We start from the raw sequence: 19,217 nt of genomic DNA, 5'->3' as shown, positions 1-19,217 counted from the left end.
CTCCTTGAATCGGGAAACCCACCGTAGACACGCACGTGTGGTCATTGGCCGTACATATTGCTAGGCCAGGTCGTGCGTCAGCTGTAGACCCGCCCCAACACCTGCCGATGGCTTTCGAACTGATCCAGCACATCGCGCACGATTTGTTCAGGCGCAAAGCCCATCAGGTCATACTCCTGGCTACCGTCGTGCAAATACACTTCGGCGCGGTAGAAGCGTTGCCGTACCTCGGGCTCACCCTCGGCCGGGGCTTCTGTCGGTGCAGCCATGTAACCGTCGAGGCTGACTTCATAGACGAAGGGGTTGCCTTCTTCCATCATCACCCGCAGGCCCATCATGTTGCGCGACTGGCCGACCCGGGTCTCGACGTCGAAGCCCTGGGTTTGCAACTGGGCCGCTGCATCCTTCAGCGCAGGGCTTACCTGCTTGTCCATGAAGCGCTGCACCACCGCCTGGGTCGGTTGCAGCTCGAGCTGAGTCAGGCGCTCACTGAAGCCTCGACGGCCACGTGCGGCCAGTTCGGCCCGCTCCTGCTCCATGGCCACGTCCTGCCGCATGGCCTTGTACAAGCCGAACATGAACAGCACCAGCACCACCGAGAACGGCAGGCCTGCCAGCACCACCATGGTCTGCATGGCTTCGAAGTTGCCGGCGAACAACAGGCCGATGGTGACCAGGGTGATGATCACCGACCAGAACACCACCATCCAGTGCGGGGCGTCCTCGTCGACCTTGCCACCTTTGCACGACAGGTTCGCCATCATGACTGCGCCGGAGTCCGCTGGGGTCAGGAACAACACGAAGCCAACAAACACGGCCACACCGATCACGATCTTAGCTGCCGGGAAGTATTCCAGCAGTTGGTAGATTGACATGGACGGCTGCTCGAGGGCGGTCTTGCCCAGTTCCACGGCGCCATGGTTGATCACCAGGTCCAGGGCGGTATTGCCGAAGATCGACAGCCACGCCAGGGTGAAGCCCAGCGGGATCAACAGCACACCGCTGACCAACTGGCGCACGGTACGGCCCTTGGAGATCCGGGCAATGAACATGCCTACGAACGGGCCCCAGGAAATCCACCAGGCCCAATAGAACACCGTCCACAGGCCCAACCAGCGTTCGGACTTGCCCGCCTCACCCTCATACACATACAGGTCGAAGGTTTTCAGCACGATGCCGTTGAGGTAGTCGCCCACGTTCTGCACGAAGCCGTTGAGCAGGTGCAGGGTTTCGCCGCCCAGCAGGACGAAGATCAGCAGGCCACTGAACAGCGCGATGTTCAGGTTGGACAGGCGGCGGATACCGTTTTCCACGCCCGAGACCGCTGCCACTGTGGCAACACCAGCCATTACCAGAATCACCACCAGCAGGTTGGTCTTGCTGTGGTCCATGCCGAACAGGTATTCAAGCCCCGACGCGACCTGCATCGAGCCGATCCCAAGGTTGGTGACCAGGCCCAGCAGGGTCACGAACATGCCGAAGATATCCACAGCGTTGCCGGCAGCGCCCTTGACCCAGCGCTCGCCCACCAGTGGATAAAGTGCCGAGCGCAGTGCCAGCGGCTGGTTGTGACGGTAGGCGAAATAACCCACGGCCAGGCCCACCAGGGCGTAGATCGCCCAGCCGTGCAGCCCCCAGTGCAGGAACGTGAGCTGCAGGCCCTGACGCGCCGCTTCCAGGCTGGCCGGCGTGCCTTCAGGCGGATTGAAGTAGTGATCCAGCGGCTCGGACGCGCCGAAGTACAACAGCGAGATACCGATGCCCGACGAGAACAGCATGCCGGCCCAGGCGCCATAGCTGAAGTCAGGTTGGTCTTCCTTGCCGCCCAGCTTGAGCTTGCCGTAGTCGGAAAACGCCAGGTAGATGACAAACAGCAAGTAGCCGCAGATCACCAGCATGTAGTACCAGCCAAAACTGCGCGTCAGCCACTGCTGGGCGACGCCCAGTACGCGGCCAGCAGTTTCAGGAACAGCGATAAGCAAGGCAGTCAGAACGAGGATCATCAGCGCCGAGGTGAAGAACACCACGCGGTTGACCCGTACCCTCTCGGCGGGGGGTTTGGTTAGTGAGGCAGAACTCATTGCAAGAAGGCTCCGGGCAGAACGGCAGTGGAGGCTAATCGGTCTTCCTGAGCATTTGGTGGAATACCCCCACTGCATCAGGTGTTATAAAAGCACCCTGGAAATCGCGGTTTCGAACCGATCCGCTGCAACACATACGCCGCTACCACCGCTTCATAACGCTGCGCACGGTTGAAAGTGCGCGCATTGGTCACAGGGATATCGCCCGATCCTGAGGCATGTCGCAGGTTGTCCACACTGCGACGGCGTCTGCGTCCTTCATCGATCGCCCCCGTAAAAGCCTTGCCGGCCCTGGGTTTGCGCGATTTCCTAAGGTTTCAATCGATGCCGCTGGGGCCGCCACATGGGCTGTCAATGGCACAAATTGTCGCAGAGCTTATTCTTTATTGATTGAACGTTCAATCAAAACAAAATAGACTGGTCTTCGCCGAGTCAGACGCTGGTCGTCTGCTCGCAGACCTGAGGAGAAAGCAAGATGCCCAAGGTCGGTATGCAACCCATCCGCCGTCAGCAGTTGATCGAAGCCACGTTACAAGCGGTCGATCAGGTCGGTCTGGGGGACGCCAGCATTGCGCTCATTGCCCGTTTGGCAGGCGTGTCGAACGGCATCATCAGTCACTACTTTCGGGACAAGAACGGCCTGATCGCAGCGACGATGGGCTACATCATGAGCATGCTCAACGAAGGCGTGCGAGCGCGCCGCCAGGCGTTGACGGACGATGCGCCGCGCGCCCACCTGAAAGTGATCATCGAGGGCAACTTCGATGCCAGCCAGGTGAATGGCCCGGCGATGAAAACCTGGTTGGCTTTCTGGGCTTCCAGCATGCACCAGCCCGATCTGCACAGGTTGCAACGGATCAACGACCACCGTTTGTACTCCAACCTGTGTTGCCAGTTTCGCCGCGTGCTGCCGCTTTACCATGCACGCAAGGCAGCCCGCGGGCTGGCGGCTCTGATCGACGGCCTGTGGCTGCGTGGAGCCTTGTCGGGGGATGCCTTCGACACCGACCAGGCGATACGGATCGCTTACGAATACATGGATCTACAACTGGCCAAGCAGCACACACTGGGCACCGACCCCGCTGCTGAAAAACGGCGCACGGCCTCTGCCAGCACGGCAGGAGCGTGACGCCCGGCCTACTCACACATTGCACTTGCGAGGACACTATGGCCCGTTTCGGAACGCAAAAACTCTACATCAATGGCGGTTACGTCGACGCTGGCACCGATGCCACCTTCGAAGCCATCAACCCGGCTACCGGCGAAGTGCTTGCCCACGTGCAACGCGCCACCGAGGCTGACGTCGAGAAGGCTGTCGAAAGCGCCGAGCGCGGCCAGAAAGTGTGGGCGGCCATGACTGCCATGCAGCGCTCGCGCATCCTGCGCCGCGCCGTGGACATCCTGCGCGAACGCAACGACGAGCTGGCCATGCTGGAAACCCTGGACACCGGCAAGTCCTACTCCGAAACCCGCTACGTCGACATCGTCACCGGCGCTGACGTGCTGGAATATTACGCAGGCCTGGTCCCTGCCATCGAAGGCGAGCAGATTCCGCTGCGCGAATCGTCCTTCGTCTACACCCGTCGCGAACCGCTGGGCGTGACTGCCGGTATCGGCGCCTGGAACTACCCGATTCAGATCGCCCTGTGGAAATCCGCACCGGCCCTGGCTGCCGGCAACGCGATGATCTTCAAGCCGTCGGAAGTCACCTCGCTGACCACCCTCAAGCTGGCAGAGATCTACACCGAAGCCGGCCTGCCGGACGGCGTGTTCAACGTACTGACCGGCAGCGGCCGCGAAGTGGGCAGCTGGCTGACCGAGCACCCGCGCATCGAGAAGATCTCCTTCACCGGCGGCACCACCACCGGCAAGAAGGTCATGGCCAGCGCCTCGAGCTCCTCGCTCAAGGAAGTGACCATGGAGCTGGGCGGCAAGTCGCCGCTGATCATCTGCGCCGACGCCGACCTGGACAAGGCCGCCGACATCGCCATGATGGCCAACTTCTACAGCTCGGGCCAGGTGTGCACCAACGGTACCCGCGTGTTCATCCCAGCCGAGCACAAGGCCGCCTTCGAAGCCAAGATTCTCGAGCGCGTAGCGCGTATCCGTGCCGGCAACCCCGAAGATGAAAACACCAACTTCGGCCCGCTGGTCAGCTTCCAGCACATGGAAAGCGTGCTGGGCTACATCGCCAAGGGCAAGGAAGAAGGTGCCCGCGTACTGTGTGGCGGCGAGCGCCTGACCGAAGGCGACTTCGGCAAGGGTGCCTTCGTGGCCCCGACCGTGTTCACCGACTGCCGCGACGACATGACCATCGTCAAGGAAGAGATCTTCGGCCCAGTCATGAGCATCCTCAGCTACGAGACCGAGGAAGAAGTGATCCGCCGCGCCAACGACACCGAATACGGCCTGGCTGCCGGTGTGTGCACCAACGACCTGAACCGTGCCCACCGCATCATCCACCAGCTCGAAGCGGGCATTTGCTGGATCAACGCCTGGGGCGAGTCGGCAGCCGAAATGCCGGTGGGCGGCTACAAGCAATCGGGCGTTGGCCGCGAGAACGGCATCAGCTCGCTGGCCCAATACACCCGCATCAAGTCGGTACAGGTCGAGCTGGGCGACTACGCCTCGGTCTTCTGACCGGCCGTAGCACGCCAGCCCATGCTGCAGGACAGCGCCGGTCGTTGACCGACCGGCCCTTGCAGCACTCATCCATTTGCGCGTGAGGCCAGGCTGCACCAGGTGCAGCGCCAGACGCGCAACTGCTTCCGGAGGAAGCTTCCCCATGGAATACGATTACATCATCGTTGGTGCCGGCTCTGCCGGTAACACCCTGGCTACTCGCCTTACCGAAGACGCAGGCACCACCGTGCTGCTGCTCGAAGCCGGCGGCCCTGACTATCGCTTCGACTTCCGCACCCAGATGCCAGCTGCCCTGGCCTTCCCGCTGCAAGGCCGCCGCTACAACTGGGCCTACGAGACCGATCCGGAGCCGCACATGGACGGCCGCCGCATGGAATGTGGCCGTGGCAAGGGCCTGGGTGGCTCCTCGCTGATCAACGGCATGTGCTACATCCGCGGCAATGCCCTGGACTTCGATGGCTGGGCTGAGCTGCCAGGCCTGGAAGACTGGACCTACCTGGACTGCCTGCCGTACTTCCGCAAGGCCGAAACCCGCGACATCGGCCCTAACGACTACCACGGTGGTGACGGCCCATTGAGCGTGGCCACGCCCAAGGCTGGCAACAACCCGCTGTTCAACGCCATGGTCGAGGCTGGCGTACAGGCCGGCTACCCGCGCACCGAAGACCTCAACGGCTACCAGCAGGAAGGCTTCGGCCCGATGGACCGTTCTGTGACCAAGAATGGCCGCCGCTCCAGCACTGCCCGCGGTTACCTGGACCAGGCCAAGAAACGCCCCAACCTGACCATCGTGACCCACGCTCTGAGCGACCGCGTACTGTTCGACGGTAAGCGCGCCATTGGTGTGAGTTACCTGGTGGGCGACAGCGAAGAGCGCGTCGAAGCACGTGCCCGCAAGGAAGTGATCGTCAGCTCCGGCGCCATCGCCACACCGCAACTGCTGCAGCGCTCCGGCGTGGGCCCGCGCGCTCTGCTCGAAAGCCTGGACATCCCGGTCGTTCACGACCTGCCAGGCGTTGGCGAAAACCTGCAGGATCACCTGGAACTGTACCTTCAGTACGCGTGCACCCAGCCCGTCTCGCTGTACCCGTCGCTGCTGTGGTGGAACCAGCCGGCCATCGGCGCCGAGTGGCTGTTCAACGGTACCGGCATCGGGGCCAGCAACCAGTTCGAGGCCGGCGGTTTCATTCGCTCGCGCCCTGAATTCAAGTGGCCGAACATCCAGTACCACTTCCTGCCGGTGGCCATCAACTACAACGGCTCCAAGGGCGTCAAGGAACATGGCTTCCAGGCGCACATGGGCTCGATGCGCTCGCCTAGCCGCGGCCGCGTGCAGGTCAAGTCCAAGGACCCACGCCAGCACCCAAGCATCCTGTTCAACTACATGGCCACCGAGCAGGACTGGGAAGAATTCCGTGACGGTATTCGCCTGACCCGCGAAATCATGGCCCAGCCAGCGCTGGACCCGTACCGTGGTCGCGAAATCAGCCCAGGTGCGCACGTGCAAACCGATGAAGAGCTGGACAAATTCATCCGTGAGCACGCCGAAACCGCCTACCACCCATCGTGCTCGTGCAAGATGGGCACCGACGACATGGCGGTGGTCGATGGCGAAGGCCGCGTGCATGGCATGCAGGGCCTGCGTGTAGTGGATGCGTCGATCATGCCGATCATCATCACCGGCAACCTCAACGCCACCACCATCATGATCGCCGAGAAAATCTCGGACAAGATCCGTGGTCGCAAGCCGTTGCCGCGCAGCACCGCCAAGTACTACGTGGCCAACGATGCGCCGGTCAAAGGCAAGCCCATGCGTGAAGTGAAGCAGGGCTGATCACCAAAGGGGCTGCCTGGCAGCCCCTTTTTTTTCGAGTCAGCGAACGACTATTCCGCGCGCTGCCATATAGGCCTTGGCCTCAGGCACCGTGTACTCCCCAAAATGGAAGATGCTGGCAGCCAACACGGCACTCGCATGCCCTTGCAAGATACCATCGGCCAGGTGCTGAAGGTTACCCACCCCGCCCGAGGCGATTACCGGGATGCTCAACGCATCGCTGATGGCACGGGTCACGCCCAGGTCGAACCCGTTCTTCATGCCATCCTGGTCCATGCTGGTCAGCAGGATTTCGCCCGCACCCAGGTCTTGCATCTTCTTCGCCCACTCCACCGCGTCCAGGCCGGTCGGCTTGCGCCCGCCATGGGTGAAGATTTCCCAGCGAGGGGTTTCACCCGGGCCTGATACCTGCTTGGCATCGATGGCCACGACGATGCACTGGGAACCGAAACGGTCCGCCGCCTCGCCCACGAAGTCCGGGTTGAACACGGCGGCAGTGTTGATCGATACCTTGTCGGCACCGGCATTGAGCAGGTTGCGGATGTCCTGTACGGTGCGCACCCCACCCCCCACGGTCAGCGGGATGAACACCTGGCTGGCCATGCGCTCGACGGTGTGCAGGGTGGTATCGCGACCATCGACGCTGGCCGTGATGTCGAGGAAGGTGATCTCGTCCGCACCCTGCTCGTTGTAGCGCCGGGCAATCTCCACCGGATCGCCGGCATCGCGGATGTTCTCGAACTTGACGCCCTTGACCACACGGCCGTTGTCCACGTCCAGGCAAGGGATGATGCGTTTAGCTAAAGCCATGAGAGGGCTCCTGGGAAGCAACTGCAAGCGGCAAGCGTGGGACGACACGGGAGGCGCACCAGGCGCCCCCTTGTCGCGCTCGCTTAGCGCTGGCCAATGCTCGGGTAGTTGTCACAGAAGGCCTGGGCCTCGGCTACGTCGAGGGTGCCCTCGTAGATGGCGCGGCCGGTGATGGCGCCAATGATGCCGGGCGCCTTGGCTTCGAGCAGCGCCTTGATGTCGCCCAGGTTGTGGATGCCACCCGAAGCGATCACCGGAATCGACGTGGCTTCTGCCAGGGCCTTGGTGAACGGTACGTTGCAGCCCTGCATCATGCCGTCCTTGGCGATGTCGGTGTAGACGATTGCCGAGACGCCATCGGCCTCGAAGCGCCTGGCCAGGTCGATGACCTGCACGGTGCTCACTTCGGCCCAGCCATCGGTGGCGACGAAGCCGTCCTTGGCGTCCAGCCCGACGATGACCTTGCCAGGGAAGGCCTTGCAGGCCTCGGCCACGAATTCAGGCTGCTTCACCGCCTTGGTGCCGATGATGACATAGCTGACGCCAGCCTTGACGTAGTGCTCGATGGTTTCCAGCGAGCGGATGCCGCCACCGATCTGGATCGGCAGGGTCGGGTAGCGCTTGGCGATGGCGGTGACCACTTCACCGTTGACCGGCTGGCCTTCGAAGGCACCGTTGAGGTCGACCAGGTGCAGGCGACGGCAGCCGCCCTCGACCCACTTGGCGGCCATGCTCACCGGGTCATCGGAAAATACCGTGGAATCTTCCATGCGGCCCTGGCGCAGACGCACGCAGGCACCGTCCTTCAGATCGATAGCGGGGATAATCAGCATCTTGGGAACCTGTCCGTTCTTGGGGTTTCAGGGCTTCTCGAGCGCCCACAGATCGCTTTCGATGCTCTCGAACCGCTCCTTGAGGTGCAGCTGAACATCGGCGATCGCCCTGTTGTAGTAATGGGGTGCAATGTGATGGGTGAACAGTTCGAGCACCTCGGCGACTTCGAATGACCCCAGCTCCAGCTCGAAACGGTCTTCGAGAAAGCGCTTGAGCGTATCGAGCGCTTCACGCTCCTGCTCGGGGGCCAGCGTGAGGATCGGCGCCTTGGTCTTCGAACGGCTCATTTACCAGCGCCCGTCCCAGGCCACGAAGTTCTGCAGCAGCTGCAGGCCATGGGTATGGCTTTTCTCCGGGTGGAACTGGACCGCGAAACGCGAACCATCGGCCAGCGCCGCGGCGAAATCGACGCCGTAATGGCCACGGCCGACCACCTGGGTGGGCTTGCCGGCGGCAATGTAGTAGCTGTGCACGAAATAGAAACGCGCCCGGTCGCTGATGTCGTGCCACAGAGGGTGGTCAACGCTCTGGCTGACTTCGTTCCACCCCATATGCGGCACTTTCAGATGCTCGCCGTCTTCTTGCAGGTCTTTGCCGAACAAGCGCACCTGGCCCGGGAACAGGCCAATGCAGTCGACGCCGTCGTTTTCTTCACTGTGCTCAAGCAGCGCCTGCATGCCTACGCAGATGCCCAGGAATGGGCGATCCTGGCTCACTTCACGCACCAGGCTGTCAAAGCCCAGGCGGCGAATCTCGGCCATGCAGTCGCGAATGGCACCAACGCCTGGAAACACCACCCGGTCCGCTTCGCGGATCACCGCTGCATCACTGGTGACCAGTACCTTGCCGGCGCCGACGTGCTCAAGCGCCTTGGCCACCGAGTGCAGGTTGCCCATGCCATAGTCGATTACCGCTACCGTCTGCATTTACAGGCACCCTTTGGTAGACGGCATCTGCCCAGCCATGCGCTCGTCGAGGGTAACAGCCATGCGCAGTGCGCGGCCGAAGGCCTTGAACACGGTCTCGATCTGGTGGTGGGTGTTGTGCCCCCGCAGGTTGTCGATGTGCAACGTGACCAGGGCATGGTTGACGAAGCCCTGGAAGAATTCCTGGAACAGGTCGACGTCGAAACCGCCGACGCTGGCACGGGTGTAAGGCACATGCATCTGCAGGCCGGGGCGGCCGGAGAAGTCGATGACCACGCGCGACAATGCTTCGTCCAGAGGCACATAGGCGTGGCCATAGCGGAAGATGCCTTTCTTGTCGCCGATGGCCTGGGCGAACGCCATGCCCAGGGTGATACCGACGTCCTCGACGGTATGGTGATCGTCGATATGCAGGTCGCCCTTGCACTCGATATCCAGATCGATCAGCCCATGGCGGGCGATCTGGTCCAGCATGTGTTCAAGGAAAGGCACGCCGATATCGAATCGGGCCTTGCCACTGCCATCGAGGTTGATCGAGCACTTGACCTGGGTTTCCAGGGTATTGCGCTCGACGGAAGCCTTACGTTCGACCATCACCAGCTCCGCAAAATCATTAGGCGAAAAGGGCTGCATTATAGGCGCAGATGGCCGCTGCTTGGAACGCGCAAGACATATGGCAAGCCCAGTCATGACGGGCTCGGATACCGCTACAGGTCTATACAACCGAGAGCGGATGATCGCCCGTGTGATACCTAAAGGGCCGCCACTGGATGGTAATGCTGTTCATTGAGGGCCGCTTCGCGACCCATCGCGGCACAAGGCCGCTCCCACACTGCGTGACGCTTGAGTTAGCGGGCTCACTGGGCATCGTGGGAGATTCTATGGTTTTCAGCAAGCCAGTTTCCCCTTTCTGGTGACATATTCGTCCTGATTTCTCATCAGGGCGAACGCCACCCGCGCAAGTTTCCTAGCCAAAATCACCAGTGCTTGGGTCGTCGCTTTTCCTGCCGTGCGCTGTTTCTCATAAAGCTCTTTCCATGCCGCCGATCGGCTGGCTGCCATCGCAGCGTTATGAAGTAGACGACGGATCTCCGAGCAGCCGCGCTTGGTAAGACGGCGACGTCCATTCTTCTGCCCAGAATCGCTCACTCTCAAGTCCATCCCCAAAAAGGCGATGTATGAGTCGCTGCTCTTAAATTCACCTCTCACAAATGCCATTACCAATGCGGTGGCGGTGAGAAAACCGATTCCTTCCACTGCCTGGCAACGTGCAACTTGCTCCTGCAATCCAGCCTCGCGCAGCACTTCTTTCAGTTTCTTTTGGATCAACTGGTCCAGCCGATCAATCGATTTCACAAAGGTCTCGAAGGCGGCTCTAAGCAGATTTTCGTTGGCCCAACTTTGGGTCATCGCAGTGCGCGCAGTCACCAAAGCCGCCCGGCGCCGCAGCAGGCTCTGGAGCTTGCCGTAGACGGCTGGCGGAGGGCTCCAGGGCCGGAGTTCGTTACCTTCGTTCCTAAGGAAACGGGATAGTAGTCGAGCATCAGATGGATCAGTCTTTACACGTCCCCCGACACCTTTTCTGTAGTTGTTTAACTGGAATCCGTCGACGACATAAACCTGAAAACCCATCCCGTGGGCTAGTTCAACCAAGTCCAAGTGGTAGACATTGGTAGCCTCAACGGCGATCGCCGTGTGGGCCGCTTGCTGTTTGAGCCACTTCTTGATTTCTGGCTTAGCGTTTTTAATCTTGATAATTTCATCGCGGTCGTCGTGATGAATAACCAGCTCCGCTTTTGCGACATCTACACCCACGATTAACCGATCTACCTGCATTGCCATGGGTGGCTCCTCACGTTATGGTTCTAGGGCTTGAAGGGGGTTTCACCAAGAGGCGCTGGCTTGCTTCTATCGTCGTTCAAAAACGATGCATTCTTTATCGGCGCTTTGGTGGAAGGGGTGGGGCGATGTCTCCCACAGTCTGTACTGCTGCTGACAGTCAGAATCGGCTTTCGCGTCCCACCACCCCTTCAAGTCTAACCATACAAGCGGCCTAGTGCCGCGATGGGCCGTGAAACGGCCCCTACAATCTTGAGTGAACAGCATTACGCCACTGGATGGGGCCCTGTTGCACTTGCCTACAGCATCGACGCCGCGGAGCCCGGCACAACGGCCCCGTGGCAAAGCTTCGACTGGCCCGATCAATGGAACAATACGGCGGTCTTCTGCAGGGTCACCCAGACGCCCCAGGCCAACGGCACCACCACCACGGCCCAGGCCAGCAGCACCAGCGGCAGGCTGCCAGGTGCGGCCTTCCATTCGAGGGACCGCGCGCCGTCAGCCCCCTTGTCGTGGCTCAACGCACGTTCGGCGGCCAGTTGCGCATCGGTCATGAAGTGCTTGTCGGCCACCGGACGGATCAGCATGTTGCAGATGAAGCCCAGCACCAGCAGGCCAGCGAGGATGTACAGGGTCATGTCGTACGCTGCCGCACGCTCGACGCCAGCCGCCAACTGATACTCGCGCAGGTAGGTGATCAATACAGGCCCCAGCACCCCGGCGGCGGCCCAGGCTGTCAACAGGCGCCCATGGATGGCGCCGACCATTTGCGTGCCGAACAGGTCGGCCAGGTAGGCCGGTACCGTGGAGAAGCCACCGCCATACATCGACAGGATGATGCAGAACGCCGCCACGAACAGCGCCACGTTGCCCAAGTGGCCCATGTTCGGGATCAGGCTGTACAGGCCAACGCCCAAGGCAAAGAAGGCGAAGTAGGTATTCTTGCGCCCGATATAGTCGGAGAACGACGCCCAGAAGAACCGCCCGCCGATGTTGAAAAGGCTCAACAAGCCGGTAAAGCCCGCCGCAATGGCGGCAATCTGCGCCAATTGCGCGGCATTGAGCTGGCTGAAGGTGAGTTCGTTGCCCAGCAGCTTGCCTGCGAACACTTCCTGCAACAGTGGCGAGGCCATGCCAAGAATGCCGATACCGGCCGACACGTTCAGGCACAACACCAGCCAGACCAAAACGAACTGCGGGGTTTTCCAGGCTACGCTGACGTGCACATGGCGATCGGTGACCATGCCGTTGCCCGCCTTCTTGGCCGGTGCGCTCCAGCCTTCGGGCTTCCAGCCGGTGGGCGGGATGCGATACGCCAGGGCGCCGGCCGTCATGAACACGAAGTAGATCGCGGCCATGACCACGAAGCTCTGCCATACGCCCACCTCGTGCACGTTGCCAAAATGGCCCATCAGCGCCGTGGCCAACGGTGCACCCACCATGGCTCCGCCGCCGAAGCCCATGATAGCCATGCCGGTGGCCATGCCGCGCTTGTCCGGGAACCACTTGATCAGGGTGGAAACGGGCGAAATGTACCCCAGGCCCAAGCCAATGCCGCCGATCACGCCGGAACCCAGCCACATCAGCCACAGCTGATGGGTCTTCACCCCGATGGCGGAAATCAGCATGCCGCCACACCAGCACAGCGCCGAGACCAACCCGGCCTTGCGCGGGCCGGCGTGCTCCAGCCAACCGCCCAGCACGGCGGCCGAACAGCCGAGGAAGACGAAGAACAGGGTGTAGATCCAGCTGAGCATCGAAATGGGCCAGTCGCACTCGGCGCTGAACAACCGGGCAATGAAGCTCATGTCTGGCGCGCATGCCACCGGCGCCGTAATGCCCAAGGCTTGCGACAACGGCAGCCAGAACACCGAAAAGCCATAGGCCATGCCGATGCACAGGTGAATGGCCAGAGCAGCCGGGGGCACCAGCCAGCGGTTGAAGCCCGGCCGGGCGATGATGCGTTCCTTGGAGAGGAAGCCTGGCGCACTGGCCAGGGCATCCGCCGTCACGGTACGGCTCATGGAGATGATCCTTTTTTATAAGTTGTGGAGGCAGGCAAAGCGGCGCAAGGGTGCAGTATCCGATCACATGAAAGCAATCTGATATCGCCCATTTTATTTCGGCTGAAACGGTCAGGCGCTGTAGCCGATCTTTCTGAACTGCCATGATCACCGCTGTCGAAAGCCGTAGCATCTGCTTGGCATGTAGGAAATGGCCGGTATATCCAGGCGAATAAACAGGGACGGCCGCTGCGGCGCTATACTCTCGCGCTTGAATTCACATTCCGATAGTTAAGGACTCGCCCATGAAAGCGTTCGGCAAAATCCTGGGCCTAGGGCTTCTCGGGTTGTTGCTGATCATCGTGGCGCTGGGCTTTGCCCTGACCCACCTGTTCGATCCCAACGACTACAAAGACGAGATTCGCCAGTTGGCGCGCGACAAGGCTCATGTGGAGCTGACCCTCAACGGCGACATTGGCTGGAGCCTGTTCCCATGGCTGGGGCTGGAGCTGCATGACGCCAGCATCGCCACCTTGAATGCGCCCAAGTCGCCCTTTGCCGACTTGCAGATGCTGGGCTTGTCGGTGCGGGTACTGCCGCTGCTGCGCCGCGAGGTGCAGATGAGCGATGTGCGCGTCGAAGGGCTGAACCTGATCCTGACCCGTGACGAACAGGGGCATGGCAACTGGGAGGACTTCGGCAAGCCATTGCCCGCGTCGGCCGAAGGCAAGACCCCTGCGCCAGTGGATGCGCAAGGCACCGAAAACAGCGATCAGCGCTCCGGCACCGCCAGCGCAGACCGACCGGTCAAGCTCGATATCGACAGCTTGACCGTGAACAATGCACGCGTGCAGTACACCGACGCACGCAGCGGCGTCAGCTACAACGCCGAAAGCATTCAGCTCAGCACTGGCGCGGTGCACGAAGGCGCCAATATTCCACTCAAGGCCAGCGCATTCATCAGCGCCAGCCAGCCCAACATCAAGGCTCGCACCGAACTGGCCGGCGAGCTGCGTTTGGACCGTGCGCTCAAGCGCTACAGCTTCGAAGACATGCGCCTGTCGGGTGAAACCTCCGGCGAGCCTACCGGCGGCAAGACCGTGACCTTCGCCGCCCAGGGCCAGTTGCTGCTCGACCAGGCCGCCAACGTGGCGTCATGGAACGGCCTGAAACTGTCGGCCAACCAGCTGCGCGCCCTGGGCGAACTCAACCTGCGTGAGCTGGACAAGACGCCGCAGCTAAGTGGTGGCCTGTCCATTGCGCAGTTCGACCTGCGCACGTTCCTGGGCGGTATCGGCCATCCGCTGCCCGCCACCCAGGACCCGGCCGCCTTCGGCAAGCTCGAACTGGTCACGCGCCTGCAAGGCACCCCTGCCAGCATCGCCCTGGAAGACTTGTCGGTGAAACTGGACAGCAGCACCTTCACCGGGCGCGTGGCGATCGAAGATTTCGCCAGGCAAGCCCTGCGCCTGCAACTGAAGGGCGACAGCTTCGATGCCGACCGGTACCTGCCGGCCAAAAGTGAAGAGGCCAAGGGCGCCACTGCTGCGCGCAAGGCCCAGGTACAGCAGCAAGAAGCCAGTGCCGTGGCCGGTGCAGGCAGCACACCGCTACCCGACGCGCCCACCCAGGGCGCCTGGAGCACTGACAAACTGCTGCCGGTGGACCGTCTGCGCGCCCTCGACCTGCAGGCAGACCTGAGCTTCGGTTCGCTGACGCTGGACAAGCTGCCCATCGGCAACGCCCGCCTGACAGCCAATGGCCAGGGTGGGCTACTGACCCTGCAAACCTTGCGCGGTGACCTGTACAACGGCACCTTCGAGGCCAAGGGCACGGTCGATGTGCGCCCCGCCGTGCCACAGCTGGGGGTCAATACCCGCATCCAGCGAGTACCGGTCGAGCACTTCATCAAGACCGACGACAAAGACAAGACGCCGCCGGTCAAGGGCCTGCTGACCCTGTCCAGCGACCTGACCGCCACCGGTAACAGCCAGAAAGCGCTGGTGGACACGCTCAACGGCACGGCCAACTTCACCATCAATGACGGTGTGCTGGTCAATGCCAACCTCGAACAGCAACTGTGCCAGGCCATCGCCACGCTCAACCGCAAGTCGCTCAGCGGCGAGCCGCGCGGCAAGGACACCCCGTTCCAGGAGCTGCGTGGCAGCGTGGTGATTCGCAATGGCGTGGCCAGCAACCCTGACCTTAAGGTGCGAATCCCAGGCCTGACCGTCAACGGCCATGGTGACGTGGACCTGCGGGTATTGGGCATGGACTACAACGTGGGCGTGATCGTCGAGGGCGACCAGCGGGCCATGCCCGACCCGGCCTGCCAGGTCAACGAGCGATACGTGGGTGTGGAAGTACCGCTGCGCTGCCGTGGCCCACTGGAGCTGGGCGCCAAGGCCTGCCGTCTGGACAAGGACGGCATGGGCAAGGTCGCTGCCAAACTCGCAGGCAACCGCCTCAAAGACAAGATCGACGAAAAGCTCGATGAAAAACTCGGAGACAAAGTGAGCCCGGAACTCAAAGACGCGCTCAAGGGGCTGTTCAAGCGATGACACCCGAGCAGTTTTCCAGCGCTGTGCTGGCGTGGTACGACGCACACGGTCGGCACGATCTGCCCTGGCAACAGGGCATCAACCCGTATCGGGTATGGGTGTCTGAGATCATGCTGCAACAGACCCAGGTCAGCACGGTGCTGAACTATTTCGACCGCTTCATGCACGCGCTACCGACCGTGCAGGCGCTGGCCGAGGCGCCCGAGGACGAGGTGCTGCATTTGTGGACGGGCCTGGGCTACTACACCCGCGCCCGCAACCTGCAGAAGGCTGCAAGAATCGTGGTCGAGCAGCATGGCGGGGTGTTTCCGCGCAGCGTCGAGCAGCTCACCGAGCTGCCCGGTATCGGCCGCTCCACAGCCGGCGCCATCGCCAGCATCAGCATGGGCATTCGTGCGCCGATCCTGGACGGTAACGTCAAGCGGGTGCTGGCCCGGTTCACCGCCCAGGCCGGTTACCCCGGTGAGCCGAAGGTGGCCAACCAACTGTGGGCCTCCGCCGAGCGCTTCACGCCCAAGCTTCGTGCCAACCACTACACCCAGGCAATGATGGACCTGGGCGCGACGCTGTGCACCCGCAGCAAACCCACCTGCCTGCTCTGCCCGGTACGGCGCGGCTGCGAGGCGCACCTGCACGGCGAAGAAACCCGCTACCCCGAGCCCAAACCGCGCAAGGCGCTACCGCAGCGGCGCACGCTGATGCCGCTGCTGGCCAACGACGACGGCGCCATCCTGCTGTACCGTCGCCCGTCCAGTGGCCTGTGGGGCGGGCTGTGGAGCTTGCCGGAGCTCGACGACATCGCCCAGCTCGACGACCTGGCCAACCAGCACGGCCTGCGCCTGGGCCGCAGCCGCGCCCTGGACAACCTGACCCACACCTTCAGCCACTTCCAGCTGGCCATCGAGCCTTGGCTGGTGCACGTCGACCCGGTCGAAGGGCACATGGTCGAGGCCGACTGGCTCTGGTATAACCTGGCCACCCCACCGCGCCTGGGCCTGGCCGCCCCGGTGAAGAAGCTGCTCAAACGCGCAGCCGACGAACTGATTGCAGGAGATGCCTGATGACCCGCACCGTGATGTGCCGCAAGTACAACGAAGAACTGCCCGGCCTGGACCGCCCACCCTATCCGGGGGCCAAGGGCCAGGACATCTTCGATCACATCTCGCAGAAGGCTTGGACCGACTGGCAGAAGCACCAGACCATGCTGATCAACGAAAAGCGCCTGAACATGATGAATGGCGAGGACCGCAAATTCCTCCAGGCCGAGATGGACAAGTTTTTCGCCGGCGAAGAATACGCCCAGGCAGAAGGCTACGTGCCGCCCTCGCAGTGACCTCGGGGAACGTAAGCGACGGAATTAATTTAATATTTTTTTCAAAAAGTCGTTGACGAGCAGTCTGAAAGTCTATTTAATTCACCTCGTCGCCCAGATAGCTCAGTCGGTAGAGCAGAGGATTGAAAATCCTCGTGTCGGCGGTTCGACTCCGTCTCTGGGCACCACCTTCAGCTTCTGGTGGTTGCAAAGTTACCCGAAGCGACACAAGAAACCCGCCCAGTGCGGGTTTTTTGTTGCCTGTCGAAAAGTGCTGGTGGACCGCCCTTCGTCATGGGTAGCCTTCGAGCAGCAGTACTCATCCCGGCCAAGTTGACCAACATCAAAAAGCCAGCCCCCTGTCGTCCTTAGCATTCAAGGTAAACATTCGAACCACCTTGCAAGGACCTCCATGAGCGAAGACGCCCCTCTCCAGACTTCCCCACCCCTCGAGAACGCTGCCCCCAAGGCCAAGCCGCGCACTCGCCGCCCCCGCCCGCGCAAACCCGAACCTGCCATTACCGCGATCAGCCAGGCGCCCGCCGCATTGGAAGTCGCCACCGCCCCCAAGGGCAGCAGCGAAGACAGCACATCGGCGCGCTTGCCATTAGGCTACCCCTACCCGCAGCGCTTGCGTCGACAGGAGTACGAAAGGGCCAAGCACGCCCTGCAGATCGAGTTGCTCAAGGTGCAAAGCTGGGTGAAAGAAACAGGCCAGCGGGTGGTGATTCTGTTCGAGGGGCGGGACGCTGCAGGCAAGGGCGGGACCATCAAGCGGTTCATGGAGCACCTGAACCCCCGGGGCGCTCGCATCGTTGCGCTGGAAAAGCCGTCGGAGCAGGAGAAAGGCCAGTGGTACTTCCAGCGCTATGTGCAGCACCTGCCCACGGCGGGAGAAATGGTGTTCTTCGACCGCTCCTGGTACAACCGCGCCGGCGTCGAGAAGGTGATGGATTTCTGCTCGCCCCTTCAGTACCTGGAGTTCATGCGCCAGGCGCCGGACCTTGAGCGGATGCTGTGCAACAGCGGCATCCTGCTGTTCAAGTACTGGTTTTCGGTGAACCGCGAGGAACAACTGCGCCGTTTCATCTCGCGCCGTGATGACCCCCTCAAGCACTGGAAACTGTCGCCCATCGACATCAAGTCCCTGGACAAATGGGACGACTACACAGCCGCCAAGGAGGCCATGTTTTTCCATACCGACACCGCCGACGCGCCGTGGACGGTGATCAAGTCAGATGACAAGAAGCGTGCGCGCATCAACTGCATCCGCCACTTCCTGCATTCGCTGGACTACCCGGACAAGGACTTGAGCGTGGCCTACGCGCCGGACCCCTTGCTGGTCGGCCGGGCATCGCGCGGGTTCGAGGAGGACGACGCGATCGCCAGTTGACGGCCACCGGTGCGTGCATGGCACTTGGGTTTCGCGGGCAACTGCGCTTCAATACGCGCACTTTCAAGCCCCACCCAAGGATTGCCCATGGCCACCTCTACCAAGCAACAAAAACGCGCCAAGCGCGCCGCCACCAAGGCCAAGCAGAACCGCATGGTACGCAGCGGCCAGGCCGTGAAGGCCAGCGCAGGCGATAGCGCCAGCGTCGAGCAGGTGTTCGACAAGGCCATGGCGTCGGCCAGTTACGACCCTTTGTTCAAGAAGATGAAAGAAGCGCAGGAAGGCGGCCTGGTGCCGATGATCTCGGTGTTCCTGGTGGACCCGCTGCTGGCCTTGGTGCTCAAGGGCCATAAGGAAGAACACGCGACCGACTATATCGTGATGGTATTCAACGCCTACCGTGCATGGCTCGATGGCGCGGACGAAGACACGACCATGGCGTGGCTGGAAAGCGATGAGTTCCAACAGGCTTACCTGGCTGCGTCCGAGCTGGTGGCCAAGCAGCAGCAACAGCAGAAGCAGTTTGGTTGATTGCTGTCAGGGGCGGTTCGTCGCAGGGCGAACCGTCCCGGCAAGTAGCTGGGAGGGCTGAAGCTTTTTTGAAGGACTCCCCGGCACACAGCTGGAAACCATCCCATGTGTGGGCCTTGCCGGGGCGCCTGATCGGCCCTGATGGGCTGCGCGGCAGCCCCAGGATTTCAGCTTCTGAATTGATATTGTCGGGGCCGCTTTGCGGCCCATCGCGGCACGAGGGCCGCTCCCACAAGAGCGGGTTATCCTGCAGATACAGTTGATCCTGCAAGGCAAAACGACAAGCTGGTGAGCTGCCGATGACCTCAATGCTGCAGGGTCAGTAGCGGCTTGCAGTGCCAACCTATCGCTGAGTCAAAAGCCTTGAAAGGTTATGGCACTCTGCTTCAAGGAAGTGCCATGCATGGCGATGGCTGCTGTGTGGGAAGTGCTAGGCATGCCGATGGCGAC

16 protein-coding genes and 1 tRNA gene are annotated in these 19,217 nt (G+C 61.8%); 9 read left to right on the top strand and 8 right to left on the bottom strand.

What is annotated here, in order from left to right; all coding sequences use genetic code 11:
• Positions 1 to 77: 77 nt before the first annotated feature.
• Complete coding sequence (locus tag CWR53_RS01360; protein WP_258313230.1) at positions 78 to 2,024, bottom strand: BCCT family transporter; 1,947 nt, start codon at positions 2,022 to 2,024, stop codon at positions 78 to 80.
• A gap of 532 nt (positions 2,025 to 2,556) precedes the next feature.
• On the opposite strand from CWR53_RS01360, the gene betI reads away from it, so the two are divergent.
• The 3 genes from betI to betA all read left to right on the top strand — a co-directional run bounded on the left by betI (position 2,557) and on the right by betA (position 6,558).
• Positions 2,557 to 3,210: a transcriptional regulator BetI gene (betI, locus tag CWR53_RS01355; protein WP_023533018.1), complete on the top strand. Its 654-nt coding sequence runs from the start codon at positions 2,557 to 2,559 to the stop codon at positions 3,208 to 3,210.
• A 38-nt stretch (positions 3,211 to 3,248) separates the two neighbouring features.
• Positions 3,249 to 4,721 carry a betaine-aldehyde dehydrogenase gene (gene betB / locus CWR53_RS01350; RefSeq protein ID WP_100850624.1) on the top strand — a complete coding sequence of 491 codons (1,473 nt, stop codon included), beginning with the start codon at positions 3,249 to 3,251 and terminating at the stop codon, positions 4,719 to 4,721.
• A gap of 145 nt (positions 4,722 to 4,866) precedes the next feature.
• Positions 4,867 to 6,558 (top strand): choline dehydrogenase, encoded by a 1,692-nt coding sequence (betA, locus tag CWR53_RS01345; protein WP_058604247.1) that lies wholly within the window; start codon positions 4,867 to 4,869, stop codon positions 6,556 to 6,558.
• Between the two features lie 39 nt (positions 6,559 to 6,597).
• Here betA and hisF read toward each other — a convergent pair whose 3' ends face one another.
• From hisF to CWR53_RS01310, 7 genes are all read right to left on the bottom strand, one after another.
• Positions 6,598 to 7,368 carry an imidazole glycerol phosphate synthase subunit HisF gene (hisF, locus tag CWR53_RS01340; RefSeq protein WP_058604246.1) on the bottom strand — a complete coding sequence of 257 codons (771 nt, stop codon included), beginning with the start codon at positions 7,366 to 7,368 and terminating at the stop codon, positions 6,598 to 6,600.
• Between the two features lie 83 nt (positions 7,369 to 7,451).
• Positions 7,452 to 8,201, bottom strand: coding sequence for a 1-(5-phosphoribosyl)-5-[(5-phosphoribosylamino)methylideneamino]imidazole-4-carboxamide isomerase (gene hisA, locus CWR53_RS01335; protein WP_058604245.1), 750 nt, complete (start codon positions 8,199 to 8,201; stop codon positions 7,452 to 7,454).
• A gap of 27 nt (positions 8,202 to 8,228) precedes the next feature.
• A complete protein-coding gene (locus CWR53_RS01330; protein WP_027914086.1) occupies positions 8,229 to 8,489 on the bottom strand; it encodes a DUF2164 domain-containing protein in 261 nt (86 codons plus the stop codon).
• Entirely contained in the window at positions 8,490 to 9,128 is a 639-nt protein-coding gene (gene hisH, locus CWR53_RS01325; protein ID WP_058604243.1) for an imidazole glycerol phosphate synthase subunit HisH, read from the bottom strand.
• Positions 9,129 to 9,722, bottom strand: coding sequence for an imidazoleglycerol-phosphate dehydratase HisB (gene hisB, locus CWR53_RS01320; RefSeq protein ID WP_023532883.1), 594 nt, complete (start codon positions 9,720 to 9,722; stop codon positions 9,129 to 9,131). It abuts the gene before it with no gap.
• Positions 9,723 to 10,016: 294 nt separating this feature from the next.
• On the bottom strand, positions 10,017 to 10,970 hold the full coding sequence (locus CWR53_RS01315; protein ID WP_100850623.1) for a transposase: 954 nt from the start codon (positions 10,968 to 10,970) through the stop codon (positions 10,017 to 10,019).
• 359 nt (positions 10,971 to 11,329) lie between these two features.
• Positions 11,330 to 12,991, bottom strand: a complete 1,662-nt coding sequence (locus CWR53_RS01310; RefSeq protein ID WP_100850622.1) for an OFA family MFS transporter — start codon at positions 12,989 to 12,991, stop codon at positions 11,330 to 11,332.
• A gap of 284 nt (positions 12,992 to 13,275) precedes the next feature.
• On the opposite strand from CWR53_RS01310, the gene CWR53_RS01305 reads away from it, so the two are divergent.
• The 6 genes from CWR53_RS01305 (at position 13,276) to CWR53_RS01280 (ending at position 18,767) form a co-directional block, all read left to right on the top strand.
• Positions 13,276 to 15,531: an AsmA family protein gene (locus CWR53_RS01305; RefSeq protein ID WP_100850621.1), complete on the top strand. Its 2,256-nt coding sequence runs from the start codon at positions 13,276 to 13,278 to the stop codon at positions 15,529 to 15,531.
• On the top strand, positions 15,528 to 16,592 hold the full coding sequence (gene mutY, locus CWR53_RS01300) for an A/G-specific adenine glycosylase (RefSeq protein WP_100850620.1): 1,065 nt from the start codon (positions 15,528 to 15,530) through the stop codon (positions 16,590 to 16,592). The genes CWR53_RS01305 and mutY overlap by 4 nt, the downstream gene beginning before the upstream one ends.
• Positions 16,592 to 16,864 (top strand): oxidative damage protection protein, encoded by a 273-nt coding sequence (locus CWR53_RS01295; RefSeq protein WP_058639172.1) that lies wholly within the window; start codon positions 16,592 to 16,594, stop codon positions 16,862 to 16,864. The genes mutY and CWR53_RS01295 overlap by 1 nt, the downstream gene beginning before the upstream one ends.
• 91 nt (positions 16,865 to 16,955) lie before the next feature.
• A tRNA-Phe gene (locus CWR53_RS01290) sits at positions 16,956 to 17,031 on the top strand.
• Positions 17,032 to 17,255: 224 nt separating this feature from the next.
• Positions 17,256 to 18,236, top strand: a complete 981-nt coding sequence (gene ppk2, locus CWR53_RS01285) for a polyphosphate kinase 2 (RefSeq protein ID WP_058604238.1) — start codon at positions 17,256 to 17,258, stop codon at positions 18,234 to 18,236.
• An 87-nt stretch (positions 18,237 to 18,323) separates the two neighbouring features.
• Positions 18,324 to 18,767, top strand: coding sequence for a hypothetical protein (locus CWR53_RS01280; protein WP_058639911.1), 444 nt, complete (start codon positions 18,324 to 18,326; stop codon positions 18,765 to 18,767).
• The last annotated feature ends 450 nt before the right edge of the window (positions 18,768 to 19,217 follow it).

This window comes from Pseudomonas sp. SGAir0191 (genome assembly GCF_002812565.2).
Lineage (GTDB): Bacteria > Pseudomonadota > Gammaproteobacteria > Pseudomonadales > Pseudomonadaceae > Aquipseudomonas > Aquipseudomonas parafulva_B.
The sequence above is the reverse complement of the archived record's forward strand: the minus strand, read 5'-3'. Positions and strand labels throughout refer to the sequence as shown.